17 protein-coding genes are annotated in these 19,186 nt (G+C 64.3%); 9 read left to right on the top strand and 8 right to left on the bottom strand.

Annotated features, from left to right (window positions below; genetic code table 11):
- The first annotated feature begins 5 nt into the window (after positions 1-5).
- The 6 genes from ACN0X7_RS00175 to ACN0X7_RS00150 are packed head-to-tail and all read left to right on the top strand — an operon-like array spanning position 6 to position 9,958.
- Positions 6-1,667 (top strand): AMP-binding protein, encoded by a 1,662-nt coding sequence (locus ACN0X7_RS00175; protein WP_417512856.1) that lies wholly within the window; start codon positions 6-8, stop codon positions 1,665-1,667.
- Positions 1,654-1,896, top strand: coding sequence for an acyl carrier protein (locus ACN0X7_RS00170; RefSeq protein WP_417512854.1), 243 nt, complete (start codon positions 1,654-1,656; stop codon positions 1,894-1,896). The genes ACN0X7_RS00175 and ACN0X7_RS00170 overlap by 14 nt, the downstream gene beginning before the upstream one ends.
- 59 nt (positions 1,897-1,955) lie before the next feature.
- On the top strand, positions 1,956-2,840 hold the full coding sequence (locus tag ACN0X7_RS00165; RefSeq protein WP_417512852.1) for a hypothetical protein: 885 nt from the start codon (positions 1,956-1,958) through the stop codon (positions 2,838-2,840).
- A 6-nt stretch (positions 2,841-2,846) separates the two neighbouring features.
- Positions 2,847-4,178, top strand: a complete 1,332-nt coding sequence (locus tag ACN0X7_RS00160) for a tetratricopeptide repeat protein (RefSeq protein WP_417512850.1) — start codon at positions 2,847-2,849, stop codon at positions 4,176-4,178.
- A 33-nt stretch (positions 4,179-4,211) separates the two neighbouring features.
- Entirely contained in the window at positions 4,212-6,101 is a 1,890-nt protein-coding gene (gene asnB, locus ACN0X7_RS00155; protein WP_417512848.1) for an asparagine synthase (glutamine-hydrolyzing), read from the top strand.
- A complete protein-coding gene (locus ACN0X7_RS00150; RefSeq protein WP_417512846.1) occupies positions 6,098-9,958 on the top strand; it encodes a glycosyltransferase in 3,861 nt (1,286 codons plus the stop codon). The genes asnB and ACN0X7_RS00150 overlap by 4 nt, the downstream gene beginning before the upstream one ends.
- On the opposite strand, the gene ACN0X7_RS00145 is transcribed toward ACN0X7_RS00150, so the two are convergent.
- The 3 genes from ACN0X7_RS00145 to ACN0X7_RS00135 all read right to left on the bottom strand — a co-directional run bounded on the left by ACN0X7_RS00145 (position 9,955) and on the right by ACN0X7_RS00135 (position 13,596).
- On the bottom strand, positions 9,955-11,547 hold the full coding sequence (locus ACN0X7_RS00145; protein WP_417512844.1) for a thiamine pyrophosphate-binding protein: 1,593 nt from the start codon (positions 11,545-11,547) through the stop codon (positions 9,955-9,957). The two genes, ACN0X7_RS00150 and ACN0X7_RS00145, sit on opposite strands and share 4 nt — an antisense overlap.
- A 79-nt stretch (positions 11,548-11,626) precedes the next feature.
- On the bottom strand, positions 11,627-12,571 hold the full coding sequence (locus tag ACN0X7_RS00140) for a cyclase family protein (RefSeq protein WP_417512842.1): 945 nt from the start codon (positions 12,569-12,571) through the stop codon (positions 11,627-11,629).
- Between the two features lie 128 nt (positions 12,572-12,699).
- A complete protein-coding gene (locus ACN0X7_RS00135; protein WP_417512840.1) occupies positions 12,700-13,596 on the bottom strand; it encodes an NAD(P)-dependent oxidoreductase in 897 nt (298 codons plus the stop codon).
- 74 nt (positions 13,597-13,670) lie between these two features.
- Between ACN0X7_RS00135 and ACN0X7_RS00130 the strand changes: the two genes are divergently transcribed.
- Positions 13,671-14,420: an SDR family oxidoreductase gene (locus ACN0X7_RS00130; RefSeq protein ID WP_417512838.1), complete on the top strand. Its 750-nt coding sequence runs from the start codon at positions 13,671-13,673 to the stop codon at positions 14,418-14,420.
- Here ACN0X7_RS00130 and ACN0X7_RS00125 read toward each other — a convergent pair.
- Entirely contained in the window at positions 14,415-15,353 is a 939-nt protein-coding gene (locus ACN0X7_RS00125) for a bifunctional riboflavin kinase/FAD synthetase (RefSeq protein WP_417512836.1), read from the bottom strand. The genes ACN0X7_RS00130 and ACN0X7_RS00125 overlap by 6 nt on opposite strands.
- Before the next feature lie 8 nt (positions 15,354-15,361).
- The gene (locus ACN0X7_RS00120; RefSeq protein WP_417512834.1) at positions 15,362-15,805 is read right to left on the bottom strand and encodes a MaoC family dehydratase; all 444 of its coding nucleotides are present in this window, start codon (positions 15,803-15,805) and stop codon (positions 15,362-15,364) included.
- Positions 15,806-15,975: 170 nt separating this feature from the next.
- Between ACN0X7_RS00120 and ACN0X7_RS00115 the strand changes: the two genes are divergently transcribed.
- On the top strand, positions 15,976-16,362 hold the full coding sequence (locus tag ACN0X7_RS00115) for a response regulator (RefSeq protein WP_417512832.1): 387 nt from the start codon (positions 15,976-15,978) through the stop codon (positions 16,360-16,362).
- On the opposite strand, the gene ACN0X7_RS00110 is transcribed toward ACN0X7_RS00115, so the two are convergent.
- Positions 16,356-16,853 carry a GNAT family N-acetyltransferase gene (locus ACN0X7_RS00110; protein WP_417512830.1) on the bottom strand — a complete coding sequence of 166 codons (498 nt, stop codon included), beginning with the start codon at positions 16,851-16,853 and terminating at the stop codon, positions 16,356-16,358. The two genes, ACN0X7_RS00115 and ACN0X7_RS00110, sit on opposite strands and share 7 nt — an antisense overlap.
- 109 nt (positions 16,854-16,962) lie before the next feature.
- On the opposite strand from ACN0X7_RS00110, the gene ACN0X7_RS00105 reads away from it, so the two are divergent.
- The gene (locus ACN0X7_RS00105) at positions 16,963-17,475 is read left to right on the top strand and encodes a hypothetical protein (protein WP_417512828.1); all 513 of its coding nucleotides are present in this window, start codon (positions 16,963-16,965) and stop codon (positions 17,473-17,475) included.
- Here the strand turns inward: ACN0X7_RS00105 and ACN0X7_RS00100 are convergent.
- Both ACN0X7_RS00100 and ACN0X7_RS00095 read right to left on the bottom strand, forming a co-directional pair.
- Positions 17,470-18,414 (bottom strand): threonine ammonia-lyase, encoded by a 945-nt coding sequence (locus ACN0X7_RS00100; protein WP_417512826.1) that lies wholly within the window; start codon positions 18,412-18,414, stop codon positions 17,470-17,472. The genes ACN0X7_RS00105 and ACN0X7_RS00100 overlap by 6 nt on opposite strands.
- Before the next feature lie 451 nt (positions 18,415-18,865).
- Entirely contained in the window at positions 18,866-19,168 is a 303-nt protein-coding gene (locus tag ACN0X7_RS00095) for an SCP2 sterol-binding domain-containing protein (RefSeq protein WP_417512824.1), read from the bottom strand.
- Positions 19,169-19,186 lie beyond the last annotated feature (18 nt).

Genomic DNA, 19,186 nt, shown 5'->3' with positions numbered 1-19,186 from the left:
GGCTGATGACGCACTTCCGCGATCGCGAGACCGATCGCGCTGCTTCCTTCGTGACGGCATCCGGACGGCTGGACCTCACCTTCGGGGACATGGCACTGGATTGCCGCCGCTTTGCCGAAACCTACCGACACCAAAATCTCGCAGAGGGTTCGACCGTCCTGATCTTTCTCAGGCACGTGCCGCAGCTCTACGGCAGCTTCTTCGGCGCGATGCTGGCGGGCTACGTTCCCGCGCTGATGCCGTGCTCGTCACCGCGCCAGGATCCGGAACTCTACTGGCAATCGCACAACAAGCTGCTGCGAAAAATCCGGCCCTCAGCGCTCGTCGCGGACCGGGAGACATTCGCCGAAATGCGTTCGGCGGGCCTCGACATGACGGGAATCATCCAGATCGCGATCGAAACCGTCGCGAACGGTGCCGGGGCGGCGACCTTCACGCCCCCGCCCGCCGACCGGATCGCCCTGTTGCAGCACAGCTCGGGGACGACGGGCCTGAAAAAGGGTGTGAGGCTGTCGTTCGAGGCCATTCAGCGGCAGGTGGACAGCTATGCGGCAACACTGCGGGCCTCCTCCGGGGATCGTGTCGTGTCGTGGCTGCCGCTGTATCACGACATGGGCCTGATCGCCTGCATGATCACGCCGGCGTTTCTCGGCATCCCTGTCACCCATATCGATCCGTTCCACTGGCTGACCCGCCCGGCGATGCTGCTGGATCTGCTGCAGCGGGATCGCGGCACCCTGTGCTGGCTGCCGAATTTCGCGTTCGAGCATCTGGCACTGACCAGCGGACGACGGGCGGGCGAATTCGACCTGAGCCACGTCCGTGCGTTCATCAACTGCTCGGAACCCTGCAAGCCGTCGACCTTCGATCGTTTCGCCACCGCCTTTGCGGCGGCCGGCGTGCGGCCCGGACAACTGCAGTGCTGCTACGCCATGGCGGAAACGGTTTTCGCCGTCAGCCAGACCGAGCTGGACCGTCCACCCGCGCGCATCAGCGTCGATGCGAACGCCCTGCGCGAGACCGGTCAGGTCATCGCGGTGCCCGAAGCCGCGGAAGGCGATGACGTCCTGGACCTGATCGAAAGCGGCAGGGTGCTGGATGGGCTGTCGGTGGAGATCCGCGACGACAGCCGCGCCGCACTGGGCGACGACCGGGTCGGCGAGATCGCGATTTCGGGTGCGTTTCTGTTCGATGGCTACAATGAGGATCCCGAGCGCACCGCAGCGAAGCTGGACAAAGGCTGGTATCACACCGGAGACAAGGGGTTCACGCATGACGGTCATCTGTTCGTGCTGGGCCGTACCGATGACCTGATGATCGTGAACGGCCGCAATATCTACTGCCACGAAGCCGAAGCCGAACTGGCACAGATCGCAGGATTGAAACCCGGACGGGCGGTCGTGCTGGGCCACGAGGACGAGCGCGTCGGATCGCAGGTCATGCTTGTGCTGGCCGAGCGGGATCCGGCGTCCAGCCACCCGGACGCCGACGTGCGCCGACAGATTTCGGACCGGCTGTTCTCGGTGTTTCAGGTGATGCCGAGATCTGTCGAACTGGTCGATCCCGGCTGGCTGATCAAGACGACCAGCGGCAAGATCGGCCGCGCCGCCAATCTGGCGAAATTTCTGGAACAACAGTCGAAAGGACGGGCTGATGGACGCCAATGAATGGATGCAGCACGTGGTTGCCGCCGTCGCGGAAGAGACCGAAACGCCGGCCAGCGAAATTTCGGCGGACTCGACGGCGGCCGACGTGCCCGGCTGGGACTCCCTCGCCCACGTCAGAATCATGCTGAACATCGAGGCACGCGCGGGACAGCCCGTGGATATCGATGCAAGTTACACGGTTGCAACAGTTGGCGAGCTTGTTGCATTGCTGGCCGGAACGGGAAGTTGAGTCTCGTTTCATTCACGGGAGCCGTACGATAGTCTGCGGACCCAATCAGGTAACCAAGCATGTTGATCGCCAGCGTTGAAAACCAGACAGGGAACAATCACGCGCCGATCCGGTTCGGCGTGATCGGAACCTGCCGCGTGCACAATCCGATGCGTTCGCTGATCGATCAGGGGCGCGCCGAGATGATCTGGCGCGAATTCAACGCCTTTACCCATGGTCCCATGGAAGCGCTGCAATATCTGCGGTTCGCGCGCGGCGATGTCCAGGTACCGGACCCGTTTGCGCCGTTCATCTTTCGCACCGACAGGGCCCCGGATGTCGAAAGCCGGCTTGCCGACATCATGAAGACGCTGGATTTCCTGATCGTCGAGATTTCCAGTTTCGCGCGTCTTCGCTGCGGAATGTACGAATTCCAGCAGAACTATTTCTCGGAAAATTTCGTCCGCAAGGGCGGCGTGGATTTCCTTTCCTGGTGGCGCGACGTCACCCAGCGCAAGGATACGGTGTCGGAAACGGCGGACGAACTGATCGGAAAACGGCGCGACGACCTGAAACCGTCGGATGAGGAGATCATCCGCACGCTGACGTTCGAGGAGCTTGCCGACGATGTTTTCGTCGCCGGCATCCGGAAGGTCGCCGACTATTCCGGTCTGCCGATCATTCTGGTCCCGCATTTCAGTTTCGATGACGAAGACAACGCCATTTCCAATCAGCGGACGCGCAACCGCAGGCTGGTCGAGCAGGTCGCCAGCGAGACGGGTCACGCCTGTTTCGATCCCTCGCCCCATCTGATGGCCTATGGCCGCAAAAAGGCGCTGAAGAACGAGGGCCGCGACCTGTATCACTATTCACCGGAATTCGACGCACACATCGCCGACCACCTGTACGAGAAGATCGCTGAAGTCGCGTCAGCGGAACACAAGCCCTCCGCGGCGGCGGTCTGACCGGTCATGGCAGAGACGCATAACCCCGTTCCGGAAACTGCCGACCCCGCTGTTCAGGAGTTGCTGACGCAGGCGGCCGCCGAAGACCGGCCCGCCCACGCCGACAGGATATGGCGCGCGGTCCTGGAGATCGACCCTGCACGCTCCGAAGCGGCGCTTGCGGTCGCGGCCTTTGCCGCCCGATCCGGTCAGCCGCTGAATGCGCTGGTCTATCTCTGTCACGCGCTCAGACATGCCGAGCCGTCGGAAGAGGCGCTGCTGGTCGCACACGATGCGATGGCGGGTCTGACCGGCGAAGCGGAGGAAGCATCGACGGCCGGTCAGTCCGCCGATGCGCTGGGTGCCGCGCTCGCCCGCGGACTGGACGACCCGGGCACCGCCGGTCTCTGGCCGGAAGCGCGCGACGCCCTGAAACGCCTCGTCGAATGGTCGGGTGCTGCCGTCGAAACCAGGGAAACCCGACCCGTCTCGATCGATTACGACAAGGAACTGGAACAGGCCGAGGCTCCGTCGACGCTGCTGGAGCGCCTGCGTGAACATCTGCAATCAGATCCGAACGCCAGATCGTTCGACGAAGCCATCGCACGTGCAACCCGGCATCCGGACGATCCCGAGGCGTGGTACATCCTGGGTCGTGACTGCTATGCCCGCGATGACATGGAAACGGCGGAGAAACTGTTCCGCAAGGCGGCGTCGCTGGATCGTGACAGCATCAAATACCGCATGAATTTCGCGCGCGCGCTCGCAGCCTGTGGAAGATATGACGCGGCGTTCGTGGCCTATCGCGGACTGGAAGACATGTCCTCGAACTCCCGCACCGACGGCTATCATCTGGAGGAAGCCAAAGCCAACCTGCGCTCCCTGCTCAGCCGTCTGATCCTGATGGTACGGCAGGCGACGGGCGAAGGTGATGCCGAACGCGCCTGGTCGCTTTTCGAACTGATCCAGGATCATCCGGAGGTGCAGGATCAGTCCGGCATCCGGTCCGCGATCCTGCGCCTGTCGATCGACGAGGTGATGACCGCACACAAGGCGGAATCACCCCGGACGCTGGCCCTGGCCAGGGCGCATCTGAACCGGGATCCCGACAGCGTGTACGTCCGGCAGGTCATGGGTCAGGCGCTGATGACCGCGGGTCGATACCGCGAAGCAGCCGATGTATGGGGCAGCCTGACCGTCAGCCTGCCCGACAACGCGCGGATGCAGTTGCAATACGCCAAGTGCCTTGAGCGTTCCGGTGCCGGTGAAGCGGCCCTGACGGCGGCCAATCGCGCGCTTGAACTCGATGCAGGCCTTGAGTCGGCCCAGATTATTCGTGACAGACTGACCGCCGGTTAGCTTCGGGCGGGCGGTCAGCGGGAGGAACACCACATGTGCGGCATTGCTGGCGTCCTGAAACTGCGCAGCGAGTCCCTGCCCGGCAACGCGCGGGATGTTCTGGGCGACATGCTGGATGCGATCCATCACCGGGGCCCCGACGGGTTCGGCATCGACGTCGACGGGCCGCTCGGACTGGCACACAAGCGGCTCGCGATCATCGACATCGACGACCGTTCCGCCCAGCCGATGCGGGTTCTGGACGGTCGCTACCGGATCGTCTTCAACGGCGAGATCTACAACTACCAGTCGCTCGCGAAGGAACTGGCGGCGGCGGGCTACAGTTTCCGCACGACATCGGACACCGAAGTGCTGCTGCTCGGCTACGCCCACTGGGGCCATGCCGTGCTCGACCGGCTGCGGGGCATGTTCGCCTTCGCGATCTGGGACGTGCAGCGCCAGGAACTGTTTGCGGCACGCGACCGGTTCGGCAAGAAGCCCTTCTTCTACCGGCAGACGTCGACGGAGTTTCTGTTCGCCTCGGAGATCAAGGCCATCCTGAGATACCCCGACGTCCCGCGGGTGCCGGTGATGGAAACCATCCACGACTATCTCGGCCTCGGCTACTGCACCGGCGAGAAGACCGCGTTCGAGGGTATCATGCGCCTGCCCCCCGCAACGGCGATGGTGTTGCGGCCCGACGGCGAGGTCCGCCGGTGGCGGTACTGGACGTTGCCGGAGGTCGATGAGTCGCTGGCGGACCGGCCGACCGACGAATTGCTTGAGGAATTCATGGCGCTGTTCGACGAGTCCGTCGCCCTGCGCATGATTGCCGACGTGCCCATCGGCTGCTTTCTGTCGGGCGGCGTGGATTCTTCAGCCGTCGTCGCGCGCATGGCCCCGCGCATGTCGGAACCCCTGAAAACCTTCTCGGTCGGCTTCGGCAACATCGGCAATGACGAACTGCAGTTCGCCAAGGCCGTCGCCGATCGCTACGAAACCGAGCACCGCGATTTCCAGATGGACTACAGCCTGATCGACGTGCTGCCACAGATCATCTGGAACTATGGCGAGCCATACGCCGATTCATCGGCGCTGGTGACCTATGCGCTTTCGAAGGAGATCCGCCGCCACGTCACAGTGGCCGTCACCGGCGACGGCGGCGACGAGATCTTCCTGGGCTATTCCCGCTACCTGCGGATGGGACAGGACCTGCCCGCCAATCTGGCGTCGCGCAGGGTCGGTCCCTTCGGCAGCGCGCTTCTGATGCGGGACCGCTATGAACGTATCGTCGGCAAATTCCGGGACGAGCACCGGTTGCGCGGATACGGGCCGGCGCTGCTGCCGTTCTGCCTCAACCCGCCGTCGGACTGGTTCGCCCGGATGGAGGGCGCGACCCCCGCCAACGCGGCGGAGCGGACGGCGCGCGCGGATGTGGACACCTATCTGCCCGACGACCTGCTGGTGAAGGCGGACATCGCGACCATGGCGCACAGCCTGGAGGGCCGCAGCCCGCTGCTGGATCACGTGCTGGCCGAGTGGGCGGCCCGGCTGCCGCAGTCCAGCCGGATCTACCAGCGCCATGGCGAATTGCAGGCCAAGGCCCTGCTGAAACACGCCATGGAGCCCCACGTCCCCGAGCAATGCCTGTATCGCAGGAAAATGGGCTTTTCCGTTCCGGTCGCCCACTGGATGGCCCATGACATCGCCGATTTCGTCTACGACACGCTGACCGCCCAGCGGTTCCGCGAGCGCGGCCTGCTGGATTCCGCCTATCTGGACAACATGCTGGGCCAGCATATCTCGGGCACCGAAGATCACGGCACGCGCCTGTGGACGCTGCTGTGTCTGGAGCTCTGGTATCAGACCTATATCGACGGCGACGGACGACAGCCGCTCACGGTCGATGTGCGCGGTTCCGAAACGCAGGGTGCGGCTGCGTGATACGTGCGCTCGCCTGGATCGAACGGCTGCGTGCCCGCAAGGAGTCGGATGCGCCGGCGCCTGAGCCGGAACAACCGGTCCGACCGGCCGCAACCGAGAAGAAGATCGACCCTGGCATCGCCGCCAACCGTGCGGGGGACTGGAGCGCGGCCGCGCGGATCTGGGGACAGCGCGCCCTGCAGACACCGGACAAGCCGCGCCCGCACCTGAACTACATCCGTGCGCTGATGCGTCAGGAACGCCTGTCCGAGGCGGCGGCAGCCAGCGACATCGCACGCGCGCACCTGCCGGAAGACGAGGAAATCGCCTATCGCCGCGTCACGCTTCTGGAACGACTGGGGATGGACGCGGACCTGCGCCGCGAAGCGGGCAAGCCCGACATGCGGACGCTCGCGGAATCGTCAGGCCGGATTGCGCTGGTGCTGGCGCGGTTCTTCTGGCGTCAGTCCGATGACGCGCGGGCGCGGCCCCTGTTCGAGACGGCGCTTGCGGACCCTGCGACCACCGCGCCCGCCGAGATCTATCTGGCGCGCATGGACTATCGGACCGGCAACTGGGATGCCGCGGAGGCGCGCTGGAAAGCCATCGCCGCATCCGGTGCCCACAAGGTCAGGGCCGAGGAGCCCCTGCTGTTCCTGGGCCGCATCGCGTTGCGGCGCGGTGACCGTGCCCTGGCGGAAGAACACTTTGCCGAGGCGCGCGCGATCGCGCCGGGAACGGCGGCGCGGATCGATAAATGGCTGGCCGGCACCGCACCTGCCGACGCGCCGGTCCCGGAGGACCCTTCTGCCGACGACATGCCCGCGGCAGAGCCCGACCTGCCTGCCGCGCCGCCGGAAACGGAGCTGCCGGCGATGGCGGTACCCGATGACGATCCGGTCGAGCCGCAACCGGTGGAATCCGACACCTCGCCCGACGAGCTGCTGACAGTGGCACGTCAGCATCTGGCTGAAGACCGTCACACCGAGGCGCGCGACTGCGCCTTCCGGATCCTGAGCGCCGACGCATCCAGCAGCGCAGCCGCCGAGATCGCCGGCTTCGCCAGCAACCGCTGCGGCGACTGGGCGGCGGCGGCGCGGGCATGGTCGGCTCTTGCCGAACTGCAGCCGGGGCGGGTCGGCCCGCTGTTGCAGGCGGCGACAGCCTACGAACAGCTCGGTCAGCGCCGCGAAGCCCTCGATTGCGGCGAGCGCGCGCTGGCGATCGACCCGGAAAACGATGCGGCCATGATCCTGTGTGCCCGTCAGCTTTCCCGCCTCGAAGACCTTCCCGGTCTCGAAGCGTTTGCGCAAGCCGTCGCGCGAGGGCCCGAGGAGCGCCTGCCCGTTCGCCTGATCACGACGCTGGTGGACGGGTTTGTCGGCCTGGGTGCACTGGAGGCCGCGAACGACTGGACCAACAAAGGCATGCGTCGTGATCCGCCGCCGCAGGAGGTCGCCTTGCGCAAGGCGCGCCTGCTCTATGCTGCGCGCGACTATCAGGCATCGGGCGCACTTTGGCAGCAGCTTCTGGACGCGCCGGAAACCGTGGTCCGCCCCTTCGAACCTCATGTCTTCCTGGCGCGCTGCGCCTCTCAGGCCAACGATTTCGAGACGGCGGCAGTGCACTTCCGGCAGGCGGTCGAGATCAATCCCGACCATCTGGATTCCCGGGAAGGTCTGATCACCAGCCTGCTGCGAAGCGGCGATTTTCACGCCGCCGACAGCGCCAACGAAACATTCCGGACGCGCCACCCGGATCGCCCGCGCGGCGCGGTGCTGCATGTGCTGATCGGCTACCGCCTGATGGATGCAGCGGAAACGGACCGGCGTCTGGAGACCGCCTTCGAGACATTGAAGCAGGATGCCGCCGCGCTGCTGCAACTCGGACGCGCCATCGAATCGCAGCAGGATCACGATCGCGCCCTCAGCTTCTGGCGACGCGCGACGGAGCTGTTCCCGCAGGATCCGGAACTGCTCTACCGACTGATCAATCAGATGTTCTCACAGGAACTGTCGGCCCGGGAGACATTGCCCCTCGCCGAAAAACTGCTGAACATCGACCCCGATCACGAGGGCGGCCTGTTTTATTTCGCCACGTTGAACCATCGTCTGGGACAACCAGAGACCGCCAACACGGCCTTCATGCGCGGCATCGACCTCTATCCGGGCAACATCGGGTTCTGGATCGGCCACGCAAACAATCTGATGACCGCAGACAAGGTCGGCGAGGCGCGCGCGCTGCTCGATCGTGCCCGGCAGTCCGTCAGCGAAACCGACCCGATCGCCCTGGCCGATCTCGCACGCTTGGCAGAGGTCGTCGATCTGCCCGATGACGCCGACGAACTGTTCGATCGGGCCCTTACCCTTTCACCCAACGATGTCGTCCTCTGGCGGCGCGCGGTCCGTTTCAACATGAACCTGGGGGCATACGGGAAGGCCTGGGATCTGGCGCAGAAGGGCCGCCGGATCGATCGCACGGACCGCATCATCACATCCGCGCTGGTACAGACCGCATCGGTTCTGCAGACCATGCATGCGGACTGGCCCGCGACCGATCCGGCGCGCTACGCCGATGTTCGCGTGCCCGACGACCTGTTCAGCCATGTCGCCCGGCGCACCTGGCCGCGTCCGGCGGACGATGCCGGTGACCGACGGGGCGCGATGCTGGTCACCAGCAGCCTCGGCAGCGGCGGCTCCGAGCGGCAGGTCATGTTCTCGATGCAGGCGCTGGCGCGGGTCGACCACGGCTATGACGACGTCCATCTGGTCGCGCGGTCCCTGAACGCCGATCACCGTCACGATTTCTTCCTACCGCTCGTCAGGGAATCCGGCTACGGCGTGATCGACCTGGGGGACAGGGAGGCGATGGATCACATCCGCCAGTTGGGCGACGGCGCGATCCGCCACCGCGAGGCCATCCGGTTGGCCGCCGCCATGCCCGCCGAAGTCGAGGCATTGACGCTGCCGCTGCTGGGCGTGTTCCTGAAACACCGCCCCGAGGTCGTGCACCTTTGGCAGGACACGGTGAACGTGGCGGGCGGGTTTGCCGCCCTGCTGGCCGGGGTGCCGAACATCGTCATGGGTACGCGTTCCACACGGCCCGACGCGCGCCGGCGGATGCGACGGTATCTGGAACCGGGCTATCACGCGATGCTTGCCCTGCCCAACGTCCGCATGGTCAATAATTCCCGCAACGGCGCACGGGACTACGAGGACTGGCTGGGCCTGCCCGACGGGTCCGTCGGCGTCATTCACAACGGCTTCGACGTGGACCGCATCCGGGCGACGGCGACGGCTGCGCCTGACGACGGCAGCCTTGCCGCGCTCGGCATCCCCGAAAGCGCGCCGGTGATCGGCGGCGTGATGCGGTTCTCGGAGGAAAAGCGGCCTGAACTGTTCACGGACGCCGCCATCGCCCTGTCCGCGCGGCTGCCGCACGCCCATTTCATCCTGGTCGGCGATGGTCCGTTGCGGCCTGAACTGATGCGCAAGGTGGCGGAAGCCGGCCTGCCGGATCGCATTCACATGCCCGGCGCGAAACGACCGGTCGAACCGTGGATGGCCCGCATGTCGGTGCTGGTGCTGACCTCACGGATGGAAGGTCTGCCGAACGTGCTCATCGAGGCCCAGATTCTCGGCGTTCCCGTCGCGGCCACCCAGGTCGGCGGTGTGCCGGAGACCATGATCCCCGGCGAGACAGGGATCATGGTCGACAGCGGCGATCCCGGTGTCCTGGCGGACCACCTGTTCGATCTGGTCTCCGATCCCGCACGACTGCGACACATGAGTTCCGCGGCGAAAGAATGGGCCGAGCGGTCCTTCAGCCTGGAAGGCATGATCCGCAACACGCTGGACCACTATCGAACATCACCTTAACCGCGCATGGCTTCGAACTGCGCGCCGTAACCCGACGGGTCGATCCGGATGTCAAGCAGGGTCGGACCGCTCTCCGAAGCCAGCCGGGTCACCGTCTCGCGCAGGTCTTCCGACCTGTCGACGGTTGCCGCCGACCAGCCGAACCCCCTTGCAATGGCCGCGAAATCGAATGTCTCCGATGCCACGCCGGACCGCGGGCGCTGCTGGTTGCGTTGCTTGACGTCGATCAGCGACAGGGCTGAATCGTTCAGGATGACATAGGTGATGTCGAGCCCCAGTTCCTTCGCCGTTGCCAGCTCACCCAGACACATCATGGCGCCGCCGTCCCCGGTGATCGCGACCACCGGAACGTCGGGCTCGGCCAGCGCCGCGCCTATGGCCGCGGGCAAGGCGTATCCCATGGTCGAAAGTCCGTTGGATTTCAGAACGCCTGCAGGATCGCGCGCAACCCATTGGGCCAGCGCGGGGATCATGTGCGCACCCGCATCGCAGGCCAGCCGCGCCGCGGGACCGGCGAGCGACTGCACGGTTCGCACCGCGTCATCGGGACTGATGCCCGCGACGACCGGATAGGCGGTGCGGGCGCGATAGTCCTGCCTGTGCTGCGAAATGCTGGCCGTCCAGTTGGCACCGCTGGCACTTTCGGCCAGTTGTCCGGCCATCGCGCCGAGATCGCCAACCGCAAAGACCTCCGGTGTCGGATGCCCCTGCTCGGCCACCCAGTCCCAGTCCGACAGGGCGAGCACAGGCGCGTCGTACATCCAGGCCCCCGGAATGGCCTCGACCGGATCGTGCCCATACAGCACGATCACGTCGGCTTCATGCAGGACGGCGGCCTCGGCGGTGCCGCCCGTGAACTGACCGACCAGCAGCGGATCATCGTCCGGGATAGTGCCCTTTGCCTTGTAGGTCGTCAGGCATGCGGCGTTCAGGGCCCGTGCCAGCCGCAGCGCCGCATCGCCCTGATGACGCGCCTGAATGCCGACGATCATCGCGACCTTGCGGGTGCCGTCCAACGTACCCGCCATGCGATCGAGCCTGGGCGAAACACCCCTGTCACCGGGCGGCGGCTGCGGAATTTCGTCCTCGAACGGCAGGCCTGCCTCTGCAGCTGTCAGGTCCACGTGCAGCGGCCCGAAAGGCGGCAGGGTCATCCTGTCCAGCAGTTCGGCGATCTCGTCGCCCGAGGTGGTGGGCGTGATGTAGGCCGCGGCTTTCGATACGGGTTCGAACATCGCCACCTGATCGAATTTCTGATGCCAGCTCGGCCGGTTCGGATTGACCGGCACCCGGTCGGTAAACAGCACGACCGGCGCACGTTCCAGATGGCAGTAGGCCATGCCGTTGACCGCGCTTGCCGCTCCCGGTCCGACCCCGGCGAGCGCCGCGCCCGGCGCGCCGGTGATCTCGGCGGTTGCCGCCGCCATCAGCACCGCCGCATTCTCGCCCCGGGCCATGACGAACGTGATGCCGTGCTTGCCGCAGGCCTCGATCAGATCCAGACTCGATCCGCCGCCCGGCACACCGAACAGGTGCCGCGTTCCCCGCGCCTTCAGCGCGCCGACCAGCGCCTCAGCCAATGTCGTCATGCGTGTCCCTCACGTCCGGAAAGAAGAAGGGGGCTTCAGAGCCCCCTTCCCCGTCGTCGATCGATGAAACCGATCGTGGCTACCACATGGCAACCGGGTTGATGATCATCTGCACCGCGCCCTTGATGCGCGCCTGTCCCAGCACGAACATGAACTCGTTCACGCCTTCAGCGGCCAGACGACCGGTGTTCATGGTCTCCAGGATGTAGATGCCGTTTTCCTTCAGCAGGGTGACATGGCCGTAGAAAACCTTGTCGCCCGGTGCCGGCGGCACAACGTCCACGCCCCAGGTATCAGCGCCAACCGCAACCGGATCCTTGTCGGCCAGCCATACGGCGGCTGCATTGTTGGTACCCGGCTCGCCGGACACCCATGCCGTCGGATCGGATTCCAGCTTGGCGTCGGTCCAGCCGGTGTGGATCAGGATGATGTCACCGCCCTTGAAGGTCACGCCCTGTGCCTTGGATGCCGCTTCCAGTTCCTCAGGCGTGATGGCATCCCCCGCATTCAGGGACTCAACGCCCCGATGCTTGGCGATATCGATCAGCACACCACGGCCGATCAGCGGCGGGATGTTGTGAATGCCCAGCTTGGTCAGGCCGGTCAGCGCAGAGATTTCCTTGGGATCGTTGCAGTTGTAGTAGGTGCCCTCGCCGAGATGACCCAGACCATCGATCTGCGGGCCGATGCCGAACCAGAGCTGCGCGATGTCGTCGTTGTAGATCGAATCCCAGCCGAAGTCCTGGCCGAGCGTCCGGCCGTTCTGCTGACCGGGCGAAACGATCTGAAGCATCATCCCGCGCGGCGGAAACGCCGGCATGTTGGGATCCACAACGATGCCCAGCGGGTGCGATTCACCCTTCTTGACCAGTTTCGCGGCCGCCGCGACGCGCTCGGGCGTCACTAGATTGGCGGCACCGATCTCGTCATCGGCACCGTATTTCGACGGTTTGCATTCCTGTGCGAATGCGGTTCCCGCACTCAAGGCCAGCGCGAGACCCGCGCCCATAAGAACTCTTTTCACTGTAGATTTCCTCCGTGATTCCCACAGAGCCGGTTTTTTCCGACCCCCCAATTCCTTCTTTTGCAGAAGGTAATCGATTCATGATCACGGAAGTCCTGCCCCCAAGGCAAGTGTAACAGTATTACATTTCAAAGCCTTGGCGGTTCGATCCCCGCCTTCTCGCAGAGAAAATCGACGAGGGACGAGAAATCCTGATCCCCGTAACCGGCGGCCCGCGCCGAGGCATAGGCCTCGCGCACGCTCGCGCCGGTGAACATGGGAATGCCTGCCTCATGCGCCGCCTGGAGCGCCAGGCTGACGTCCTTGTGCGCCAGCGCTACCCGGAAGCCCGGCGACGTATCGCCCTTCAGGACCTTGTTCGGCCAGTTGGTGATCAGGTGGCCGTTCATCGCCGTGGTGCCGTTGATGACATCGATGGTGTTCTGCACGTCCAGTCCGAACGCCTGCGCCAGCGTGATCGCCTCGGCATCGATCTGGCAGACCGAGATCGCGATCAGATTGTTCACCAGCTTGGTCCGGATGCCGGTGCCGGGCGCGCCGCAGTGATGGATGGTGGTGCCCATCCCTTCGATCAGGGGCTTCACCCGTCCGAAATCATTGCCCGACGCGCCGACCATGAACAGCAATTCGCCGGCGATCGCGTGCGTGACCAGCCGCCCGACCGGCGCGTCGACGAAACCGATGCCCGCCTCGTTCAGCGTCTTCAGCAGCCTGTCGGTGGTCGAAGGTGCGATGGTCGACATGTCCATGACCAACTGGTCCGGACGGCCATGCGCCAGTATCCCGTCAGGGCCGAGCACGGCTTCCTCGACTTCGGGTGAATCGGGCAGCATCGTCAGGATGATGTCGGCGGCCTTCGCGATCTCCGCCACCGATCCGGCAGGCGTCGCGCCCAGATCGACGAGTGTCTGAACCTTCGCCGAATCGATATCATAGACGATCAGATCGCTGCCCTTGCGCGCCAGGTTTGCCGCCATCGGCCCGCCCATGGCCCCCAATCCGATAAAGCCGATTTTCTCCGCCATGCCCGTTCCTTCATTTCCTTTTGCCGTGCGCGACCTACCTGACGCAGGCATCGCATTGACAGGAGTATGCAATCATGGGCCGTCTGACTGGCAAGAATATTCTGATCACGGGCGGCACATCGGGTATCGGCATGGCCAGCGCCCGGCTGTTCATCGAAGAGGGTGCCACGGTCGCGGTCACCGGCAGCCGCGAGGAGACCGTCGACAAGGCCCTTGAGCAACTCGGGAAAGGTGTCGTGGGCATCGTTGCGGACGTCTCGGACGTGCGCAGCATCGCCCGCATGGCCACCGGAGTGAAAGACAGTCTCGGCACGCTGCACGGCCTGTTTCTCAACGCGGGCGTGACCGGCTTCACGAGTCTCGATCAGGCCGACGAAGCCGAGTACGACCGCATCTTCAACATCAACGTCAAGGGCACCTATTTCTCGGCACAGCAATGCGTGCCGCTGATGTCGGACGGAGGCGCCATCGTGATCACGACGTCGGTCCGCAATCAGACCGGTGCAGCGGGATCCTGCCTCTATGGCGCATCGAAGGCGGCGCAGCGATCGATGGCCCGGATGCTGTCGGCGGAACTCGTCGGGAAGGGCATCCGCGTCAATGCCCTGTGCCCCGGTGCGATCGACACGCCGATCTACGGCAAGCTCGGGTGGTCGGAAGATCAGATCGAAGGCATGCGCGAGAAGCTCAAGACCGTCGTGCCCATGGGTCGCGTCGGACGCGCCGACGAAATCGCGAAGGCGGCGCTCTACCTGATCTCGGACGATTCTTCCTACGTCCTCGGCGAGGAACTGGTGGTCGACGGCGGATTCGCCACGCTATAAGCTGGCCAGTATCTCCCGCGAACGTTCGGCGTCGGCGGCGATCTGCGCCTTCAGCGCATCCAGGCCGTCGAACTTCTGCTCGGGCCGGATGAAATCGATGAACCGGACCTGCGCCCGCTTGCCGTAAATGTCGCCCGAGAAATCGAAGACATTCACTTCAAGCAGCACTTCGGTCTTGTTGAACGTCGGACGGCGGCCCAGATTGGCGACGCCGTCGCGCCAGACGATCTCGCCCCTCTCGGGCCAGCCGATCTGTACTGCATAGACGCCGAACTGGGGTTCCAGATAACCGCCCAGCGCGATGTTCGCCGTCGGGAAACCGATGGTGCGGCCGCGCTGATCCCCCTTGCGCACGCGTCCGTGGATCTCCCACCAGTGGCCCAGCAATGCGGCTGCCCGGCGCGGCTCGCCCTGCCACAGGGCGTCCCGGATCCGGGTCGACGAGATGACCTCATCGCCCTCACGGATGGGATCGACCACCGTCAGTCCGAAGCCGTGGTGGTCCGCCGCCGCCCTCAGGTAACTCACATTGCCCGAGCGTTTGTGGCCGAACGCGAAATCATAGCCGACGACCACATGCCCGACCCCGAGCCGCTCGACCAGAATGCGGTCCACGAAGTCGGCTGCCGACATGTTGGCCATGCGCCGGCCAAAGCTTGCGACGGCCATCAGATCGACGCCGGCATGACACAGGCCGGCGGCTTTCGCGCGGAAATTGGTCAGGCGAAAGGGCGGCGCGTTCCGGGCGAAATATTCGCGCGGATGCGGTTCGAAAGTCAGCACGCCATGGTGCGCATCCCGTGCCGTTCCGGCGTCGCGCGCGCGCTCGATCAGCATGCGGTGTCCGCTGTGCACGCCATCGAAGTTACCGATCGCGATCGCGGCACCGCGCAGATCCGCTGCGACGGGATTCGATAGTCTGACAATGTGCATGGACGGGATTACTTCTTGCGCTTGGGCGGCATGATCCAGGCATCGCCGACGATCACGTCCTTGCCGGCCACCTTGCAGGTGCAGACGAAGTGGACGCGGCCCTTGTCGGCCAGCACTTCGTCGATTTCGGCCCGGGCCGTGACGACGTCACCGATCCGGACGGGTGCCACGAACTTCATGTTCTGGCTGAGATAGATGCCGCCCGGACCGGGGAAGATGGTCCCGAAGATCGTCGACAGGAAACTGCCCGACAGCATGCCGTGCGCGATCCGGCCCTTGAACATGGTCGTCCTGGCATAGTCCTCGTCCAGGTGCAGCGGATTGTCGTCACCGGACGCGTCGGCGAAGGACTGGATCAGTTCCTCGGTGATGGTGTCGGTGTATTCTGCGGCCATGCCCACTTCCATCTGATCCAGATAGTAGGTGGTTCCCTTTTCGGTGATCACGGACATCGGCGCGGCTCTCCCCATCTGTTCACGGCTGTATTTCCAGACTGCGGCGCGGACTATAGGATTGGCACACCCGCGCCACAAGGCTCACGCCCGGCCGGGAACCATTTACCGAAAATTGAGGGCTTGAGACGCAGAATGCGTCCCAGTTCCGTGATGATGGTGACCCTCGAATGCGTATCGATCCCGACATGCCGATCCTGATCGTCGATGATTATCACCAGATGCTCAGGATCATCGGCAACCTGCTGAAGGAAATCGGCTACACCAATATCACGACCGCCTCCGACGGTGCGCAGGCGCTGCGGACCCTGCGCAAGAACGATTTCGGCATGATCATCTCGGACTGGAACATGGAGCCCATGACCGGTTACCAGCTTCTGGAGGAAATCCGGGCTGACGAGGGGCTTCACGACCTGCCCTTCATCATGGTCACCGCCGAGAGCAAGACCGAGAACGTCATCGCCGCCAAGCATGCGGGCGTCAGCAACTATATCGTCAAGCCCTTCACGGCGCTCACGCTGAAGGAAAAGATCGACCAGGTCTTCGCCGACTACTGACCCTCGGCGATTTCACCCGTCAGTCGGCGCAGCGCGTCGTCCAGCAGCACCCGGACGTTGGCGTCCTCATCGCCCGCGCCCAGACGGTCGTAGAAGTCCGCACCGCCATCATTGTGCCGGCGCACCGCCCAGAACACCGCATCGCATCCGCCCGCCAGCGCCGCGCGCGAAACCGCGTGCATCAGCGCCCGGCCGACGCCCGCCTTGCGCCATTCCGGCACGACGTACAGCATCTCCAGCCAGCGGGCCGGACGCGCCGTCTCGGCGTGGTAGGCCAGATTGTGCGCCGCCGCGCCGATGACATTCCCGTCCGCGACCGCCACTTCCGTCGCCAGCAGGCTGGCTTCGCCGACCGCGTCCCGCAGGACGATCTGTGGCGTGAACGGGCAAAGCGCGGCATCGCCCAGATCCTCACGGTCCAGGGCATTGAACATGTCCGCGATGCCGGCGGCATCGCCGGGCCGGGCACGGCGCACTTCAAATCGTCTCATCACGATCTCCCTTTCTGTGACGCCGCCTTACCGATCAGCGTGGCGCACGGCAATGTTGCATCCTTTTTTAATAATGATTATCATTTTCATATTAAGAACGGAGAGACCGATGACCATCCTGATCCATCCCGCGACACCGGCCCTGACAACCGGCGATCTGACAGAGGGGGAACGCCTGTTCCTGTGGTGCACGCGCCGCTGGGTCGGCGCGATGTTTCGCAAGGTCAGCCCGACGGAAGAGATCCTTCCGGCGCTGCGCGCACATATGCTTGAAGGGGCTGCGTCCGACATCGATGACCTGATGAGCGCCCTGGCGGCGCACGCGCGGCGCACGATCGACGTCCGCATCCGGTCCGCGACCGAACTCAGCCGTGACGAGATGCTGCTCTGCCGCACCTTCACGGCTGCCGGCGATGGTCACCAGGACCTGGCAGCGACCCTGATGTCGGAGATGATGTTCGGCAGCGGTCTCGGCACCGTCCTGCCCGTACTTGAAAGTATCACGGCGGCCTTTGCGGTATCGGGTCTGGACCAGTCACCTGCCGTTGTCACGCGACCGGCACGGCAACCGCACGGCAGAGTACCTGGCCGGAGTCACATCCTGCGCCTGCAGAGCCTATGACAGACCATCCGTTCCCGCACCGCAGACCAGCACACCGACCTTCTCGTCCGGTCGGAAGCTGAACCGTCGCTGCAGGACGGCCGCCATGCCCGCTGCCCCGGCCAGTTCGGCACCAATGCCGAAATCCGACCAAAGCCAGCGGGCCGCATCCTTCATCTCGGCGTCGGAAACAAGGACGATGTCGTCGACCAGTTCCTGCACGATGCGCAAGTTGATTTCGGCTGAACGGCGCGGCGAGAGCGTCGCCACCTTGCTGGTGATCTTCTCAAGGGTGACCAGTTCGCCGGCCTCCCGCGACCGCTTCAGGGTCGGTGCGCCTTCCGCTTCGACTCCGATGACGCGCACCTTCGGACGTTTCGCCTTCAAGGCGGTCGCCATGCCGGAAATCAGTCCGCCGCCGCCGATCGCAACGACCACCGTCTCGACATCGGGAAGGTCTTCCAGAAGCTCCAGCGCCACCGTGCCCTGCCCCGCGATGACCGACGGCTGGGCGAACGGGTGAACATATGTGCTGCCATCCTGCGCCGCGCGCGCGAGCGCCAGAGCGTTGGCGTCGTCCCAGACCTCGCCCTCCAGCACGACCTCGGCACCGAAGGCCTGCAGCCGTTTCACCTTGTCCGGCGTGGCATTCGTGGACAGGTGGATGACGGCGGGAACCTGCGCTGCCTGCGCTGCAGCGGCGACCCCCAGACCATGATTGCCGCCCGACGCGGTGACCAGACCCCGCTGCAGCGACGCCCTGTCCAGCGACAGTACCGTATTGGCGGCACCACGCGCCTTGAAAGAGCCCGCGATCTGCAGATTCTCCAGCTTGAGAAACAGATCGCAGCCGGGATCGCGGCCTGCCACCGGACGGGCATGCAGCAACGGCGTCCGGCGGACGGCCCGCGCGATCCGACCGCGCGCCGCTTCGATGTCGTCGGCGGTAAGGTTTTCCATCAGATTTTTCCAGTCAGGTTCGGACGATCGGATCGAACAATCGGGAGGCGCGAAACGACAGTTAAATACCCGGAGAAACTATATTATTTCCGGAAATTGCGAGCGCCGCCGATCATCGGATATGTCTTGCGATGCCGTACCTTTTGAACCCGGAAAAAACGAAATTCAATCACAAAAAGGGTGTTGACGGATCCGGGTGCCGGAACTATGTTGCAGTGCATATAAATTGCTGCGTTGCAAAAAAACTTTCTGTTTCAAATTTGCTTGCTTCATGGCAATCTTTTTGCATATCGAGTTTTGATTCGTTTATGTCTTAACAAGTTTCGAGCTGACAAGGTCGCGTCTCCTCCCCGAAATAGCGCCCGGCTCGAATACAGAAAGGGCGGCCCACTCCTCCCCGGGCCGCCCTTTCGACTTTTCAGGCCGGTAAAACCGGCTGATCCAGCTGAAATTACTTCAGAACGCTCTGCAGCTTCATGGCGACGCCCATGGATCCCTCGATCTTCAGCTTGCCCATCATGAAGGCGGTCGTGCCGTCCAGTTCGCCATTCACCATCTTCAGAAAGTCTTCTTTCGACATCTTCATGGTGCAATCGGCTTCCTTGTCTTCATTTGTGACCGTGTTCGGCGATGAGACACCATCGACATAGATCACCCCGTCATCGCCAAAATCGAACTTCAGCGTCGCATCCAGCCCGGACTTCTCGCCCACGCGGTCGCGCATACCCTCGGTGATTTCTTCCAGTGTCGCCATCTTGCCTTCTCCTGATGA

It is taken from the genome of Minwuia sp. (assembly GCF_048263705.1).
In the GTDB taxonomy this organism is placed as follows: domain Bacteria; phylum Pseudomonadota; class Alphaproteobacteria; order Minwuiales; family Minwuiaceae; genus Minwuia.
Note: the sequence above shows the minus strand (reverse complement) of the source record. Positions and strands in the feature narration are given on the sequence as shown.

Coding starts and splice junctions, on each gene's coding strand:
- ACN0X7_RS00170 (WP_417512854.1), top strand. CDS start 1,654: ATGGACGCCAATGAATGGATGCAGCACGTGGTTGCCGCCGTCGCGGAA.
- ACN0X7_RS00125 (WP_417512836.1), bottom strand. CDS start 15,353: ATGCACATTGTCAGACTATCGAATCCCGTCGCAGCGGATCTGCGCGGT.
- ACN0X7_RS00145 (WP_417512844.1), bottom strand. CDS start 11,547: ATGACGACATTGGCTGAGGCGCTGGTCGGCGCGCTGAAGGCGCGGGGA.
- ACN0X7_RS00105 (WP_417512828.1), top strand. CDS start 16,963: ATGACCATCCTGATCCATCCCGCGACACCGGCCCTGACAACCGGCGAT.
- ACN0X7_RS00100 (WP_417512826.1), bottom strand. CDS start 18,414: ATGGAAAACCTTACCGCCGACGACATCGAAGCGGCGCGCGGTCGGATC.
- ACN0X7_RS00165 (WP_417512852.1), top strand. CDS start 1,956: ATGTTGATCGCCAGCGTTGAAAACCAGACAGGGAACAATCACGCGCCG.
- ACN0X7_RS00130 (WP_417512838.1), top strand. CDS start 13,671: ATGGGCCGTCTGACTGGCAAGAATATTCTGATCACGGGCGGCACATCG.
- ACN0X7_RS00175 (WP_417512856.1), top strand. CDS start 6: ATGACGCACTTCCGCGATCGCGAGACCGATCGCGCTGCTTCCTTCGTG.
- asnB (WP_417512848.1), top strand. CDS start 4,212: ATGTGCGGCATTGCTGGCGTCCTGAAACTGCGCAGCGAGTCCCTGCCC.
- ACN0X7_RS00160 (WP_417512850.1), top strand. CDS start 2,847: ATGGCAGAGACGCATAACCCCGTTCCGGAAACTGCCGACCCCGCTGTT.
- ACN0X7_RS00120 (WP_417512834.1), bottom strand. CDS start 15,805: ATGTCCGTGATCACCGAAAAGGGAACCACCTACTATCTGGATCAGATG.
- ACN0X7_RS00135 (WP_417512840.1), bottom strand. CDS start 13,596: ATGGCGGAGAAAATCGGCTTTATCGGATTGGGGGCCATGGGCGGGCCG.
- ACN0X7_RS00115 (WP_417512832.1), top strand. CDS start 15,976: ATGCGTATCGATCCCGACATGCCGATCCTGATCGTCGATGATTATCAC.
- ACN0X7_RS00095 (WP_417512824.1), bottom strand. CDS start 19,168: ATGGCGACACTGGAAGAAATCACCGAGGGTATGCGCGACCGCGTGGGC.
- ACN0X7_RS00110 (WP_417512830.1), bottom strand. CDS start 16,853: ATGAGACGATTTGAAGTGCGCCGTGCCCGGCCCGGCGATGCCGCCGGC.